This is a genomic window from Leptospira inadai serovar Lyme str. 10 (assembly GCF_000243675.2).
GTDB lineage: Bacteria > Spirochaetota > Leptospiria > Leptospirales > Leptospiraceae > Leptospira_B > Leptospira_B inadai.
In genome coordinates this window covers 1-14,766 of record NZ_AHMM02000012.1, presented here as the reverse complement: position 1 = coordinate 14,766, position 14,766 = coordinate 1, and the positions used below count along the sequence as shown (strand labels likewise).

Below are 14,766 nucleotides of genomic sequence, written 5' to 3'. Positions count from 1 at the left end.
TTGAGAGTACTATCTGTCTAATGAACAATCAATGGAACCCGTCGTGACTCAAACAAAAGAACAGAGAAATCCGATCACTTCAGTTCCCTTGTCGATTTTTGAGTCGGCCAAAGAAGCGATCGTAATTTCCGATCCCGACGGGTTGATACTCTATGCGAACTCGGCTTTTTTCAGATTCTACGGCATCGACAAAAAAGACGCTCTCGGAAAATCGATAAGTATCTTCTTACCCGAGGTCGCTCGTGAATTCGCGTTAATCAAATATAAGGATGCCTTTAGATCCTACCCGGACATCGTACAGGTGGAGGCCGAAGCGATTCGAGGCGACGGTAAACTGACGCGAGTCGATTCTCGAATCGGTTTCATAACGCAGGGAGGTCGAAGAGTGGCAATGATATCGTACGTGTCTCCCTTAATTTCCGACTCGCCCGATGCGATCGGAGAAGCGGAGCCATTAATCGACGTCGTTACGGATAAGCTGACGGCAAACTCGATGCTGGTGGAAAGCATGAGTAAGCTGAACGAAGCCAAGGATGCATTGAAGAAGAATTTCGAGATGTTCCGTCTTGCATTAAAAAATTCGAAAGTAATGTTCTTTTCACAAGATATCGAATTACGCTATACATGGGTGTTTTATCCGAACCTCGGAGATTCCGAAGAAAAGATTATCGGGAAAAGCGAATACGATATTTTCCCGGCAGAGACCGCGTACCGGATTACCGAATTAAAAGAGAGAGTAATCAAGACCGGGAAACCCTTTCGCGGCGAGATAATTCTTCCGTACCAAGGCGAAGACACGAATTTCGATTTAACGGTAGAACCGTTAAAGCTTCCTGATGGAACCGTCAAAGGTATCACTACGGCAGCGATCGACATCACCGATCAAAAGCAAATCCAAAAGGAATTGGAGAGAATGATCGGCGAAAAAGAAGTGATGCTCCGAGAGATACACCATCGCGTGAAAAATAACTTAGCCATTATTCAAAGCCTTTTCGAGTTTTCAAAAATGAGATTATCCGAGGAGGAAAACGGAGCCTCGCTCCTTCCGATCTTCGAGGATTGTCAAAATAGAATCCGATCGATGGCCCTAATTCATGAAAACTTATATTCTGCACGCAGTCTAGGTTCCATTTCGCTCAGGGAATATATAGGACAATTAACGGAAAACGTTAAGTCCTCGATTCTCTTCGACCAGGACAAGATCGAAGTAATATGCGACTTGCAGGAAGTCCCGCTTGACATCGACCGGACGATTCACCTCGGTATGGCTTTTAACGAACTGCTTACGAATTGCTTCAGACACGCCTTCCCCAAACGAGCCGGCATCATTCGAATATCGTTAACATCGAATCGCAAACAAGCCGAACTCAAGATAGAGGATGACGGACAAGGCTTCGATCCGGATAGAAAGAAAAGGACTTCCCTAGGATTGAATCTCGTGGAGGCAATGGCGAAAAAAATTTCAGGAAGCCTCGAATCTTCCGGAACTCTCGGGAAAGGATCCGTTTTCAGAATCCTCTTTCCCCTGGAGAAACCCGAATTGTTTTAAGGCAGCCTGCCTTTTCTTCTTTCCTTAATGTATTCGACGACTGCCGGTAAAATCGAAACGATGATAATTCCGATGATCACTAACTTGAAATTTCTCTGGATAAACGGAAGATTTCCGAATAAATAACCCCCGATACTGAAAATCAGAATCCAGGCAATTCCGCCGACGATATTATATATGATAAATTTAGAATAGGTCATCTTTCCGATACCCGCGACGAACGGCGCGAATGTTCGAACGATCGGAATAAAGCGAGCGATGATGATCGTTTTTCCGCCGTATACTTCGTAGAACCGGTGGGCTTTTTCCAGATGCTTTTTATTTAGGAACGGAATTTTTTCCCGGGCCAGGATTTTTTCCCCTGCCAGATTGCCGATCGTGTAATTGACCGTGTCTCCTAGGATCGCCGCGATAATGAGGAGAAGGATGACCGTAATCAAGTCCAAAGAACCTCTCGAAGCGAAGGCGCCGACGGCAAAAAGTAAACTATCTCCGGGAAGGAAAGGCGTTACGACCAAACCGGTTTCACAAAAGACAATAAGAAAAAGAATCAAATAAACCCAAATGCCGTAAAACTGGATTAACATATCCAGATGGTGTTCCAAATGAAGAAAGAAATCCAAAATAAATTTAATAGTCTCCAAAAACGGCCTCCTCAGTCAGGATCAAAGGCTCTTCGGAGATGTCAAACGTCTTCAACTTCGCTTCCGGGAAAGAGAGAATACGTCTCCCCACCCTTCCGAAATATTTTCGTAGGATAATTCAATCGAATCTTCTCGGAAGAGACGCCTTTTTTATCGGGTCGAATTCTTGCATCGAATTCGACGTTATCCCCCGCAGCTAGTCGAAGATTTCGGAACCGCAAAGAGTAATAGAAATCTTGCGCCGAAATAATTTTCCTACCTGACACTAGCAATCGAATGTCTCTTATCAAAATTCGGGATTGTTCCGGATTCCTATGGGTAAGAACGGATGCGACAGTACCGCTAAATCTAGTCCGAATTTTCGGTAGGTTTTCCGACTCTTTCTTCAAATTCTTCTTCCGTTCTGCGACTAAGAAGCGATCCTTTCCTCTCTTAGGACAATCGTTTTTTGTGCGCGGGACCTCCCTATCCGGTTATTAGGAACATTCCCTCCGAGATTCAGGTCCAATATTATAAGTCCGGCTTTTTAGGAGCTTTCCAATGCAAACCAACCTTAATCCTAACAAATTGTTACGGGTAAAAAAGACCGCCTTCGTGACACTTCTACTCTCGATCCTTGCCAGTTACGGATGCTTTACGAATATTCGTCCGGGAGAGGCCGGACTCCGCTGGCATCCTCTCACATCAGGATTGCAAAAGGACCTTCTGACAAACGCCCTGTATTTGTACGCTCCTTGGAACGATATCTATCTTTATCCGATCCAGTGGACCTCCTACAAAGAGAAAGTAGACGTGCTGACTAGAGATGATCTTACCATCAACGTGGTGGCGGCGGTCATTCTGAGGCCGGTCGCATCCGAAATTTATAATCTGCAAATCGAGATCGGACCCGATTATTACGAAAAAGTAGTTCGTCCGCAATTTAGGACCTCGGTAAGAAACGCTTTATCCGCTTATAGTATGATTCGGATATCCAAGGAAACTCCGAAAGTTTCCCAGGATATCCGGCAGGCGTTAAGCGAAAAATTGAGAGGTAAGCATATAGAGATCGACGACGTAATCATCGATGATATCGAATATAGTCGACCGATTTTGACCGCGATCGAAGGGAAATTGACGAAAGAGCAGGAACAAGAGCAGATGAAATTCGAGATCAACATCGCAAAAAAAGATGCGGAGATAACGATTATTCATGCCGAAGCCAAAGCGAAAGCCACCGTCATAGAAGCCGAAGGAAAAGCAAAGGCTCAGAAATTGATCGCCTCTCAGTTGACGAAACAGTATCTGCAATTGAAAGCGTTCGAAAATCCGAACTCGAAACTTATGATCGTACCTTCCGGAAAAGACAGTTTGCCGTTGATATTGAATACGCCTCAGGAAAATGCGAAATCCGAAGAATAGATCGCGTGCATTCTATCGTTCTATTCGATTCAACATCATGAATTCAAAGGTCCTTTTTTCCTTACTTGCGATGATCGTTTTATTTAGCGCGCATTGCGGTAGAGCGTACGAATTTCCGTCGTATAATATAGTATATTCTAAAAATTTAAATCTTCAAGCAGCGGCGACGGAAGCCGTTCGCAGTATCCCGGAGGAAGCTCATGGTAGAATCCAAACGAATGCGATCTACGTTTTATCGAACGGCGAGGCGGTTTTGGAAGCGTACGGTAACGGCTTCGATCCTAAACATCTGCAACCTCTTTGGTCGATTTCCAAATTTCTGTTAAATGCAGTCTCCGGTATGGCCGTTCTGGAAGGGAAACTGGATCTCTCGTCGCCCGTCGCCGTTTATCTGCCCGAATTGGAATCCGCACTGCCCAAAACCCTTACCGTAAAGGATCTCCTTTATCATGCAAGCGGCGGCGATTGGAAAGAAGGATACGAATGGAATCCGTTTAAATCGGATGTCCTAGCAATGCTTTACGGAATCGGAAAAGACGATCACGCCGCCTACGTATCGACGAAATCTTTTCGACCCGGCTTATCCGTAAAATATTCCAGCGGGGATTCCAACCTTCTCTCGGCTGTGCTCGCCTCTATCTATAAAAGAGAAGGAGGATTTCCGAAAGTATTCTTCGAAAGAATGGAGGTCAAAGAATATGTTTGGGAAACCGATTCCAAAGGAGTTCCGGTCGGTTCTTCGTACGCGTATCTTACGCCGAAAGATTTGGCAAAGATAGGAGAACTCTACATTCACCGCGGACTTTATAAAGGAAAACGAATCTTCTCCGAAACTTGGCCGCGAGAAACCTCAGGTCCGTTCCCGAACGAAACTGCACTTCCGTTTCCGCTATCGTACCTCCCGATCCCGTCAATGGGCGGCCATCTTTACTCGAATCGGAAGAGGGGAACTCCTGAAATTCCGGTTTTCGAATTTCTATCCGGAAATTCCATCTTCGGATCGGGACATTGGGGACAATCCTTGATCATTGATCCTGATCGGAAATTGGTGATCGTTAGATTCGGAAACGACCGCCTAGGTAGATTTCCGATGAAAGATTTTGCCAAGAAAATCCTTCTCGCGGTCTCGGAATCCGAGGAAAGCACTCCATGAGACCCAAGCTTTTCGGATTTCATAAATCGAAGAGGATCCGGAAAGTCCTTTATAGTTTCCTTATAGGAATTGCAATCCTGCCGGTCATCCTATATCTGTTAATTGTATTTCGCTTAATACCGGGCGAATTGGCCCAGATACAGGCTAGATTTGCCGCAAAGGAAGGATGCTCCTGTCTCTTTGTCGTAAAAGGCACCGACGAATATTGCAAACGATATGCGACCGTTTTTTATCCCCCCGATGAATGGGACAAAACCGAAAATTCCTTAAGCGTATCTTTCTTAATGACAGACAGACAGTTCAAAGCTAGCGCGAGATTCCTTGGGTTGCCTGAGGGCTGTCTTCTTCAGAGGACAGAGGACTGAAGACAGATGCGTTCGCTTTCAGAAGACAGAGGTCAGAGGACGGAAGACAGTAGCTGCCTAGATGTTGGAAAAGTAATAGAGGCAGAGGAAAGATCTATTGCAACATAGGAATCTTTCTATAGAACACGGAAACCCCCCTAACACATCGAAAATCCAGTAACACCTCTCTCCAACATAATTCGTTTTTAAAAAAATTGTTGTCAGGGTAATAGAAATAATTATCTGTCCTCTGACTCAACCGGTTACGAAAAAAATCGGAAAAATCATAACACCTTTTTCGACAAACTACTTAAAATTCCGAATCCGAAATCGGAATCGGTATGGGCGGTTCCTTGAAATTTTTTGCGTCATACATACTATCAATGGTTAATGGTAAGCGACATGAAGATTACACCCAATGCGAGGAAACCGAAAGCGACGATCTGGAAAAGAATGTTCGTCGCGGTTTGGAATAAATTGCCTCACGGTTTTAGAATGAGAATCATCGGGGATTCGCAATCCTCCGATCTTGAGTTTTAAGAGTCGGATTGATTCAAACATCTTCAATCCGATAATTTCCGAAATTCAGGCCCGGCGCTCTTCCCTACTCTTTCAAAATAAAACGATATTCAAAATAGCTTCGACGGAAACTTCTCTTTCAGTAAAGCGCCTTCCGGTTTTCAAACGGCCTGGAGAGATAGCCAGGAGATATTCCATTTTTTTAAAATCCCCGGGTCTTAAATCCTTTTGCAAATACTCTTTAGTCTCTTAAAGATAAAAGAAAAAATTATTTCTTTTGGACAGTATAAACGATGGATTTCAAAGGATTGAGATCCGGCTTCTTGTCGATGAACTTCACGCTCAAAATAACTGTAGGAGAAAATTCTTTCTTTCCCTCTATTTTATCCTTCTTCAAAACTGGCACCGCTATCGAAAAGGCTTGATCTTTATCCACAAAAGATCCGGTTTTAGAGTGCCGACTACGGAATTATCTCCAAATTTCTGCAATTCCGAAGCCGGATCATATTGATATAGTAAACGTGCCGTCGCGTGGCATTCAAAGTCGCAAATTGTGGAGTTGCATTATAGGAACCTATGCCCGCCTGACGTTGGCAGGCCTTCTCCTACTCGAAATAACCGGCAAGGATAAGCGCATCTTTTTTTTTTAGAAATTCAGGTTTTAGAAATTTCGTTTTCTTTATTAGAGCCAATGGAAGTCTATTCGGACCGATAGAAAACCGAATGGCCGTCGGCAAATTTTCTATATTTCTCGATTTTTCCGGGGATCAATAAAAGCAAGTTATTTCCTTCATAGCTTATATCAGGGATACTAATGGAACAATTCGTACTTCCCGTCACTAACATCGGTTCGTTTTCACATAGCGCGAATTCGTAATTCGAATTTGCATTTTCGGGTTCAGAGGACTCCAGACCTCGGGAAGAGGAAGAAAAATTAGTTAAAACTAATATACTGCAGAACAAAAACAAACGCCTCATGGTGACTCCAAAAATAGAATTACGATTCTCACTATTTGAACTTACCTTTCTCCAACTCCGACGACTCTAGAGTAATTACATCCATTCGAGTTAGCTCAAATTTATTCGTATTTTAGTTATTAAAAGACTATAGTCCATTCCCGATCACAGTTCTGTGAAAATATTTAAGGACAATCGTGCGTCAAGATTGATCTTGCATCTAAAGGATATGGGAGGTTCCGATACCCTTCAGACAAGAGTCAGATTTTCAAAAAATCAAGCTGTCCTCGATGAAACATCAACCCTGAGGCGACTCCCGAGTTTGTATGCGCATGATTTCGGTTTCGTTTATTAAAGTTTAATTTATATTTTTTTTACGAGAAACCTCTTTGAAGTTCCGTTTTCCGGATTCCAGTAGATTTCCCCTTTCAGTTCGGCGGGAATTTTAAAAATCAAATTAGTAGTTTTCTTCGTCAGCGGGTTCATTTGCTCTAAAAACAGTCCCCATCCGTCTAATAGAAGCGTTTCAGATTTATCGAATTCGTATTGCTTGCCGTTAAAATCCACATAAATAATCCCTTCGCTTATTAAAGTACGACCTGTATTATCGGTATTTTTATATGTTACATTCATAACGAGATATTGATTTCCATCTTCTCTTTCCAGTCTAATGAACATATTACCGGTTTCTACCGATCGGGTCAAGTAAGCACCGTTTAACGTTATGTCGAAATAAGTCCCGGAAACGGTGGAACCGATCGACAATGGTATTTCTTGAGTCACCGAATTGGAATTTCCGGTGTCCATGTTTCCTTTTTTATCGGATCCGAATATTAGTATAATGGTAAATAAGGTAACCATTATACTAATTGCCCACCATTTTCCTTTCGAAGATTCAGCCGACGCATAGGTCGCGTAGATTCCGTAAAACGGGATGAAGTATTTCCATTTTGCTATTTCAATCTTTTGGTCTTCCATTTAAAATTTCTCCTAATTCCGAAATTATAACGAAGTCCCAAATAAATATATATAATGACAATATTCAATAATAATTTTTGTAGTTATGACAAAATATTAACCGTTATCGAATTATGCAGTTAACGAATGTCTTTTTTTGATTTTTGGAGGGCGGCTATCGCGGGTTATTCTACAGAGGACAGAGAACTGAGGACAGACACGTTCGCTTTGCTCACGCTATAGACAGAAGCTGCTCGATGTTGTGAAGGTTATAGAAGTAGAGGAGATATCGTAAGCGCTCAATTAAACCCATCCCATCGATTTTGAAAAAAGACTTTCAAAATCTTGTGTTAAATGGGAGGCAGGCACCCCTTCGAAAAGAGTACGAAGGACGGCATAGGGATCTTTTTTGTTAGCGATAGCGGTTTGAACGATAGAAAAAAAGAAAGTGCTGGCCTCAGCTCCGTCAGGGCTGCCTGAGAATAGCCAATTCTTTCGTCCGATTACGAAGGGTCGAATTCCATTTTCGACAAGATTGTTATCGATATAAAATTCTCCATGAGAAAGATAAATCGTCAATCGCTCCCATTCGTTTAAGGTATAACGAATTGCCTCGCCGATCGGACTCTTTGGAAGGACTTGAGAATAGGCGCTGTCTAAGAATGTTTTTAAATCATCCAAAATAGGTTTTGATTTTTCTTCCCTGATTTTTTGAATCTTTGAAAATAAACATAGAGAGTGAAGTTTTTGTTTTCGAATTTCTTTTTCGACCGCGTAGACTTCCCTGAGTCTTAAGGTGACATAGCCTGCAATACGATCTTCTTCCGACTGCCAGACCGAGTAAAATTTCCTTCTCGCGTGCGCGAAGCATCCTCCATGAAGCACTCCTTTCCAATTTCTAAAATTGGAATCATAGCTACTAAAAGCGTCGGTCTGAATACAACCCTGGTATCGATTCAAGAATTTCGGGATGAACTCCGCAGACCTTGTTTCTCTATAAAGATAAAGTAATACCGGTTTATCCGGATGACCTCCTCGAAACAGCCACATATACGACTTAGTCGTATTGGATCTGTTCGGTTCTTTCATTACTTGAAGCGTAGTTTCGTCTATCCCGATCAAAGATCCTTCGAGTAACTGTTGTTTTAAAATAGAAACGAATGGCTTGCACTTCTCATACACTTGTTTTGTCCAATTGCACATCGTTGAACGGGGCAATTCCAGACCCATTCTACGAAATATCTTCTCCATTCTGTAAAATGGAAGATGATCTACGAATTTACTCGTTAAGAGATACGCTACAAGCCCCGGCGTTGCAATACTTTGCGGTAGTAACTGCGGAGGAAGAGGGGCCGTCTTTATTACGCTTCCCGCTTCGTTTCTTTCGTCTCCATTACAATGTTTGCATGCGTATTTGTATCGGATGTGTTTTACAACAAATACCTTCTGAGGAATGATATCCAGCTTCTCGGATGTCTCTTCTCCGATCCGGCTAAGTTCTTGCCCGCAGTTACAGATCTTCTCCGATTCAGGGATATCATGAATGATTTCCTCTCTCGGTATATGATCCGGGATCGGCTTTCTACCAGGTTTTTTGCGAGTATGAGAATGGATTTCGACTTTCTCGTCCGCATGTCCATTGTATAACCCGGGAGAATCGTTTTGTGATTCTTCTATTTCGTTGAACAATTTTCCCTGTAGGATTTCGCTCGGGTCTATCTTCTCCGATTTGCTTCCATACAATTCTTTGCGATAGCCGAGAACGAGATTCTCCAAAGAACTAATCTTAGAACGAAGAGACGCATTATCTTTCTGTATATTATGCAATAATACTTTAAGCTCTTCGTTTTCCGCTAAAAGTTCCTCTCTAGACACTCTGCTTTTATATTTCTTGTCCTGCTTTCTTCAAGAACTTTTTATCGAAGGCCGGATACATCCATTAATCGATGCTCTTTTCTAAAATCTATACCCTTCAGTAGCCAGGATACTTCACGCCAACTTAAGTCCAACGCCGATTCCTCCGATTCAGGCCACGGAAACTTTCCCTTTTCGAGCCGCTTCTGCCATATGCAAAAGCCGTTTCCGTCCCAATACAGACATTTCAATCGATCTCGGCTCTTGCCACAGAACAAAAACAGATATTCCGAATACACATCCTTCGACATTTCTTTTTTCACTATAGTACTCAAACCGTTCCACGATTTCCTCATATCTGTCCTTCCCGGTCGGACATATACTCGCAGACTCTTCGGATCTCGAAATATCATTCCTATTTCCCTTGTATCGTTATGTTTATTTCTCCACTCCGGCTTATTTTTATTTCCACACCTTTACTCGCCTCTAAACTTCCTAAGTTTATTGGCACGAGCCTTTTCTCAGAGCCTGCCGTTTTCACTTTCTCTTTGCTATGACGAAGCCAATAACCTAACGTGCTTACGCTGATTCCCGACTCTTCGCAGTAAGCCTTCTGGCTCAAGCCGCTTTCTTGATATTCTGCTATATATTCTTCCCGACTCTTTCTTGCTTTGCTCATCTCATAAGTTTAACACGATTCGATCGATAGCTTACCCTGGGGTTAATTGAGCGCTTACGAGATATCTACTGTAATGCAGGAATTTTTCTCTAGAACATGGAATCTCCGCTCATCAATGTTCTGTCCTCAGTCCTCTGTCTTCTGTCCTCTGAAAGACAGATGCGCTCGCTTCGCTCGCGCTAGACAGAAGCTGCTCGATGTTGTGAAGGTTATAGAAGTAGAGGAGATATCTACTGTAATGCAGGAATTTTTCTCTAGAACATGGAATCTCCGCTCATCAATGTTCTGTCCTCAGTCCTCTGTCTTCTGTCCTCTGAAAGACAGACGCGTTCGCTTTGCTCACGCTATAGACAGAAGCTGCTCGATGTTGTGAAGGTTATAGAAGTAGAGGAGATATCTACTGTAATGCAGGAATTTTTCTCTAGAACATGGAATCTCCGCTCATCAATGTTCTGTCCTCAGTCCTCAGTCCTCTGTCCTCTGTCTTCTGTACGGTGGCCCCTTCACTTCGTGGCGGTCACGCTGCTCGGGGCTTCGCGTTCGCTCCGGTCTTAGCGACTTTTTCTCTTAACATAAACCGTTATCCTTAATCGCTGCGACTACTTCGCACCCTACGCATCGTTGCCGCTTGCAGAGGACAAAGGATTAGCGACACAAGTTGCACGATGCCTGAAAGGTTATGAAGTAGAGGAAGAATCTACTATAGCGTAAGAATCTTTCTCTAAAACGTAGGGGCTCCAGCAAAAAAATTAAGAGTTTGTCCCAAAACTACTCTAAAGCCATGCTCATACGGATGAGAGTAAAAACGATTTTGAGAGTAGCCAAATAATTATTCTCTTTAAATTCCCAGCATGTTTTAGCGGCTTTAATAGAATTAATCCAAGCGAAGGTTCGTTCCACAACCCATCGATACTTTTTTAAAGTAGGGAGATATTCAGGATTTATTGCATTTTTTTTATTCGGAATTCTATATCGAATCTTTCTTCTCCTTAGATCATTCCTAATCGGTTGTCCAATATAGGTTTTATCAAGGGAGAATATCTCGGGTCTCGGAAGCTTTCTATTTCTATAAACTCGAAAGTTATTTAATATTGAAGAAAGAAGTTTAGAATCGTGAATCGGAGATTTCGAGATCACAGACGGATTTGGAGCACTAATCTATCAGCGAGTATATGTCGTTTAACGCCTCTTTTACCGCGGTACGTCGGATTTGGTCCGGTGAAAAGCCCCCTTTTTAAGCCCTCGCTTTGCACCCACCAGCTGTCATTCTTTTCGTCCTAATCTTAATGGAATGTTCATAGAACTTTAAAGCTTCTTTATGAATTTTATCAAAAATTCCTGCTTTTCCCCATTCCTAAAATCTTCGATGAAGAGTCGATTTGCTGCCGAACATCGGAGGCATATACGTGCAAGGAACTCCTGTTTTAACTCGATAGAATATCGCAGCAAGCGCCGTTCTATCATCCAAGCGGGCCGGCCGGCCGTCGGTAATGATTCTTGTATCTTTAGGGAGTAACTCTTTTAGTTTGAACCATTGGAGTTCAGGTATATCTAGATGTCTAATTTCGATCTCATACTCTCTATATTATATATTTACAGATGTACGTACGAGCAAGCTTTGGGACAGGCTTTATATAAAAACGCTTGGAGAATCCGAGCGTTTGTGATATAGAGCCAAGTTCCTCTGTCCTTTTCGAGTTGAATCTCCCTCTTCTTCCAAGAATAGCTATTAATAAACGAAAAAATATCTTTCCGAATCTCTTGTATCCATGGCGTAGCGAGCACAACTATCAAGAGATAACCTAATTCGGTAAATTGAAGGAGATAGACAAAGAATTTTGAATATCCCTTACCGTCGACCTCTCTTACAAGCCTTCAAAGTCCTTTCGTCGACTAATTCCGGTAGCTTATCAAATACAGTAAATTTAAGGTAGCTTAGACGTTCGGTTGTCTTGAGTGTAAGAACGTACGTGTCTTGCCCGCAATCTGCCAAGTCTTCGATTTTATCGAATTTGTCTTTGTCTGAGTCTAAAATTGGAGAATACTTCTGAACAAAAGGTATGTCCTCGTTTCCAAGCTTGGCTCCAAAGTAATATCGGTAACCGCCAAAGGCACTTTTGGGACGCTTTAGGATAATGTAGGAAAGGGATTTACCGGAATTGACGGTTGTTCCGCCGCTACCCTTTGTATATTCCAGCGTATCCTCAAATTTAGTAGTTTTCATAACTAAATTACCAAGGTAGAGAACCGCTCCCAAAAGAACTAGAATAACGATTAGTAAAAACTGTTGAAGAAGTTTCATTTCCAGCATCCAATTAACGTTTTTGTCTACACTTAGTCAATTCCCTTTCAAAGCGGCGCTAACAACTTGATCAGCCAATTAGATTTCAAATAATAGCCTAGCTCTGTTTTAGGGAACACTTTTAAGCTATTATTTTATTCGAATTCCGAGGAGTCATAAATCCAAAGAAGGAGCGATACCAAAGAATGCAGAGGTAGCTTCTGATGCTATAAATATTCCATTTTGCTTTTAAGCGCTGGAACCGCGCACGAAGAAAGACACTACCACAACCTTGTCCCATGAATTCCCTTTTTTACTCATCTTCATCATCCTCATCCTCATTTTTTCAGCGAAAAGGTGTCTGTATTTTCGCAACAAGGTTATATATTTGAAAAAACAAAAGGAATCTATTTTTGCATTTCGAATTATCCCTCCTGTTAAACGGCGTCTTACTTCTTTACTTCTTATTCTCTTTAAAATCCGAATCCCGGAATGAACTGCAAGTTCTCTTACTTAAATCCCAGCTGACGGCATACAAACGGAAAACAAAACAATTTCATACAAGACCCTTCGAAAGAATCAAAATCGTGTTACTTTCCTACGTCCTTAAAAATTGGCAGGATTTAATGATCATCGTTTCGCCGGAAACCGTTCTTAAATGGCGGAAAGAAAAGTTCAAAATCTTTTGGGCCATGCTCTCTAAAAGAAAGAAACCCGGAAGGCCCAATATTCCTTGGAATACGATTAAACTGATCAGAAAAGTCGCTAAAGAAAACTATATTTGGGGAGCTACGAAACTTCATGGACTACTTCATAAATTAGGGTATGATATCTCTGAACGCACCGTCTCTAAATATATTCCGAAACGACCACCGAATCCAAGGAAACGACCGATAGTGTCCTTAAAGTTTCGCACAATTTAAATTTTAAGCAAGGCTCTGAATACCGTCAAGCCGTGAGCTTTGAAATTTTTAACTCTTTTAACTTCTCCATGTCAACATACTTTTTAGTTCCCCACTTAGTAGAGGCAACATGCCTTAACCTTGCAGTAGCTAACATGAGAGCGGACTTACCATCCGGAAAAGCTCCTACAACTTTCGTTCTTCTCTTGATCTCTTTGATGATCCGCTCTAAAGGATTATTCGTTCGTATCTTTCTCCAATGCTCGGAAGGAAAGTCCATATAGGCTAAAGTTTCCTCAATTCCATCAGAAACTACCTTAGCCGCTTCTTTTAATTTCATTTCCGTTAGTCGTTCTACGACGAATTTGGCTTTCTTCAAAGACTCATCTTTGTTCTCTTGAGCATGGATTGCTTTCAGCATTTGAGATATAACTTTGAAAGAACCTCTTGGAGCTTTGCCGAATACATTCCTGTAGAAATGAACGATACATCTTTGCCACTTGGATTCAGGAAAGAAGTAAGGGATCGATTCCACTAAACCTAGACACTTATCAGAGATCATTAAATTCACTCCTTTGAGCCCTCTATCCTTCAGGTGCTTTAAGAAAGCTTGCCAACTTTCCTTGTCTTCTCTCGCTCCTTCCATCGAGCCTAAAACCTCTCTGTAGCCTTCTGAATTGACTCCTATGGCTACCAGAATCGCTACGTTGCGGACTTCACCACCCCAGGATTTCTTGAGATAGAGGCCATCCAAATAAACGTAAGGATATTCATCGGTAAGTTGACGGCTTCTCCATTCGTCGATCTGAACAAAGACTTTCTGATTTAATTTGCTAATCGTTGAAGGAGAAACTTTCGTTCCCCAGAGCGTCTCCGTGATATCCTCGACCCTCCGGACTGATACTCCGGCTAAATACATTTCCATAAGAGCTTCTTCTACAGAACTCTCTCGACGTTTGTATCTTTCGATGATCGCAGACTCGAACGGAATTGTTCTAAGTTTAGGAACTTTTAACTTTACTTTTCCGGCTTTTGTTTCGAAGTTTCTATTATAAGATCCGGCTCGGGTATCTACTCGATCTGGATTTCTTTCATACTTCGAGGCTTGGCAGAGTTTATCTGCCTCCTCATCTAAAAGAGCATTCAGCGTTTCTTCGACTGAACCTCTTACGAGTTCACTCAAGTCCTTCTTGAGTTGGGTCTCATCCACTTGGATTACTTTCAGGTGGCTTTTATCTTCTTCTGCCCTCATGGGGGGTTCTCCTCTTCTTGAAATTTGTTTGCTTACAATCTCAATCGGTTAGGAGAGCCTTTCTTTTTATCTATAAATGTGCGAAATATTTAGAACGTTATCCTTTTTGAAAATTCCTCAAACTCTTGCTGCCAATCTACATTTGTTCTTTTCATTAAAAATAGCTTAGCAGGATTTTAAGATTCGCGAAAGGTGTGCTTGATTAGGCGCTTACCGTTATGTTACTTAGGTAAATACTGGAAAACCGAATCCTTATTATCATTACCAATATCTC

At 42.0% G+C, this 14,766-nt stretch carries 14 protein-coding genes and 2 pseudogenes; 6 read left to right on the top strand and 10 right to left on the bottom strand.

Features of this window, described 5'->3' with window-relative positions:
- Positions 1-43 precede the first annotated feature (43 nt).
- Positions 44-1,549, top strand: a complete 1,506-nt coding sequence (locus LEP1GSC047_RS03355; protein ID WP_238325515.1) for a sensor histidine kinase — start codon at positions 44-46, stop codon at positions 1,547-1,549.
- On the opposite strand, the gene LEP1GSC047_RS03350 is transcribed toward LEP1GSC047_RS03355, so the two are convergent.
- Together LEP1GSC047_RS03350 and LEP1GSC047_RS03345 are read right to left on the bottom strand one after the other, a co-directional pair.
- Positions 1,546-2,193, bottom strand: coding sequence for a DedA family protein (locus tag LEP1GSC047_RS03350; protein WP_010413702.1), 648 nt, complete (start codon positions 2,191-2,193; stop codon positions 1,546-1,548). The genes LEP1GSC047_RS03355 and LEP1GSC047_RS03350 overlap by 4 nt on opposite strands.
- A 41-nt stretch (positions 2,194-2,234) precedes the next feature.
- Entirely contained in the window at positions 2,235-2,582 is a 348-nt protein-coding gene (locus LEP1GSC047_RS03345) for a hypothetical protein (protein ID WP_010413700.1), read from the bottom strand.
- Between the two features lie 151 nt (positions 2,583-2,733).
- Here LEP1GSC047_RS03345 and LEP1GSC047_RS03340 point away from each other — a divergent pair, with 151 nt between their 5' ends.
- From LEP1GSC047_RS03340 to LEP1GSC047_RS21570, 4 genes are all read left to right on the top strand, one after another.
- Positions 2,734-3,594, top strand: a complete 861-nt coding sequence (locus LEP1GSC047_RS03340; protein ID WP_010413698.1) for a prohibitin family protein — start codon at positions 2,734-2,736, stop codon at positions 3,592-3,594.
- A gap of 37 nt (positions 3,595-3,631) precedes the next feature.
- A complete protein-coding gene (locus LEP1GSC047_RS03335) occupies positions 3,632-4,747 on the top strand; it encodes a serine hydrolase domain-containing protein (protein WP_020988213.1) in 1,116 nt (371 codons plus the stop codon).
- Positions 4,744-5,112: a hypothetical protein gene (locus tag LEP1GSC047_RS03330; protein WP_010413696.1), complete on the top strand. Its 369-nt coding sequence runs from the start codon at positions 4,744-4,746 to the stop codon at positions 5,110-5,112. Before LEP1GSC047_RS03335 ends, LEP1GSC047_RS03330 begins: the two co-directional genes overlap by 4 nt.
- A gap of 381 nt (positions 5,113-5,493) precedes the next feature.
- Positions 5,494-5,631, top strand: coding sequence for a hypothetical protein (locus tag LEP1GSC047_RS21570; RefSeq protein ID WP_155825646.1), 138 nt, complete (start codon positions 5,494-5,496; stop codon positions 5,629-5,631).
- A gap of 247 nt (positions 5,632-5,878) precedes the next feature.
- Here LEP1GSC047_RS21570 and LEP1GSC047_RS21565 read toward each other — a convergent pair whose 3' ends face one another.
- From LEP1GSC047_RS21565 to LEP1GSC047_RS03285, 7 genes and pseudogenes are all read right to left on the bottom strand, one after another.
- Entirely contained in the window at positions 5,879-6,046 is a 168-nt protein-coding gene (locus LEP1GSC047_RS21565; RefSeq protein WP_020988225.1) for a hypothetical protein, read from the bottom strand.
- Between the two features lie 884 nt (positions 6,047-6,930).
- Positions 6,931-7,545, bottom strand: a complete 615-nt coding sequence (locus LEP1GSC047_RS03315) for a DUF4352 domain-containing protein (protein ID WP_010413692.1) — start codon at positions 7,543-7,545, stop codon at positions 6,931-6,933.
- A gap of 282 nt (positions 7,546-7,827) precedes the next feature.
- The gene (gene tnpC, locus LEP1GSC047_RS03310; protein ID WP_020988220.1) at positions 7,828-9,399 is read right to left on the bottom strand and encodes an IS66 family transposase; all 1,572 of its coding nucleotides are present in this window, start codon (positions 9,397-9,399) and stop codon (positions 7,828-7,830) included.
- Between the two features lie 41 nt (positions 9,400-9,440).
- Positions 9,441-9,791, bottom strand: a complete 351-nt coding sequence (tnpB, locus tag LEP1GSC047_RS22465; RefSeq protein ID WP_010410257.1) for an IS66 family insertion sequence element accessory protein TnpB — start codon at positions 9,789-9,791, stop codon at positions 9,441-9,443.
- 2 nt (positions 9,792-9,793) lie between these two features.
- Positions 9,794-10,057: an IS66 family insertion sequence element accessory protein TnpA gene (gene tnpA / locus LEP1GSC047_RS03300; protein ID WP_010410263.1), complete on the bottom strand. Its 264-nt coding sequence runs from the start codon at positions 10,055-10,057 to the stop codon at positions 9,794-9,796.
- 768 nt (positions 10,058-10,825) lie between these two features.
- A pseudogene (locus tag LEP1GSC047_RS21560) lies at positions 10,826-11,627 on the bottom strand (IS5 family transposase).
- 279 nt (positions 11,628-11,906) lie between these two features.
- On the bottom strand, positions 11,907-12,368 hold the full coding sequence (locus LEP1GSC047_RS03285) for a hypothetical protein (protein ID WP_010413688.1): 462 nt from the start codon (positions 12,366-12,368) through the stop codon (positions 11,907-11,909).
- 383 nt (positions 12,369-12,751) lie between these two features.
- Here LEP1GSC047_RS03285 and LEP1GSC047_RS03280 point away from each other — a divergent pair.
- A pseudogene (locus tag LEP1GSC047_RS03280) lies at positions 12,752-13,228 on the top strand (transposase); the annotation flags it as partial.
- Between the two features lie 58 nt (positions 13,229-13,286).
- On the opposite strand, the gene LEP1GSC047_RS03275 reads toward LEP1GSC047_RS03280, so the two are convergent.
- Complete coding sequence (locus LEP1GSC047_RS03275) at positions 13,287-14,492, bottom strand: IS256 family transposase (protein ID WP_010420012.1); 1,206 nt, start codon at positions 14,490-14,492, stop codon at positions 13,287-13,289.
- Between the last annotated feature and the right edge of the window lie 274 nt (positions 14,493-14,766).

What these genes read in the sequence shown, in the direction of transcription:
- LEP1GSC047_RS03340 (WP_010413698.1), top strand. Translation starts at nt 2,734, where the DNA reads ATGCAAACCAACCTTAATCCTAACAAATTGTTACGGGTAAAAAAGACC.
- LEP1GSC047_RS03335 (WP_020988213.1), top strand. Translation starts at nt 3,632, where the DNA reads ATGAATTCAAAGGTCCTTTTTTCCTTACTTGCGATGATCGTTTTATTT.
- LEP1GSC047_RS03330 (WP_010413696.1), top strand. Translation starts at nt 4,744, where the DNA reads ATGAGACCCAAGCTTTTCGGATTTCATAAATCGAAGAGGATCCGGAAA.
- LEP1GSC047_RS21570 (WP_155825646.1), top strand. Translation starts at nt 5,494, where the DNA reads ATGAAGATTACACCCAATGCGAGGAAACCGAAAGCGACGATCTGGAAA.
- LEP1GSC047_RS03315 (WP_010413692.1), bottom strand. Translation starts at nt 7,545, where the DNA reads ATGGAAGACCAAAAGATTGAAATAGCAAAATGGAAATACTTCATCCCG.
- tnpB (WP_010410257.1), bottom strand. Translation starts at nt 9,791, where the DNA reads ATGATATTTCGAGATCCGAAGAGTCTGCGAGTATATGTCCGACCGGGA.
- tnpA (WP_010410263.1), bottom strand. Translation starts at nt 10,057, where the DNA reads ATGAGCAAAGCAAGAAAGAGTCGGGAAGAATATATAGCAGAATATCAA.
- LEP1GSC047_RS03285 (WP_010413688.1), bottom strand. Translation starts at nt 12,368, where the DNA reads ATGCTGGAAATGAAACTTCTTCAACAGTTTTTACTAATCGTTATTCTA.
- LEP1GSC047_RS03275 (WP_010420012.1), bottom strand. Translation starts at nt 14,492, where the DNA reads ATGAGGGCAGAAGAAGATAAAAGCCACCTGAAAGTAATCCAAGTGGAT.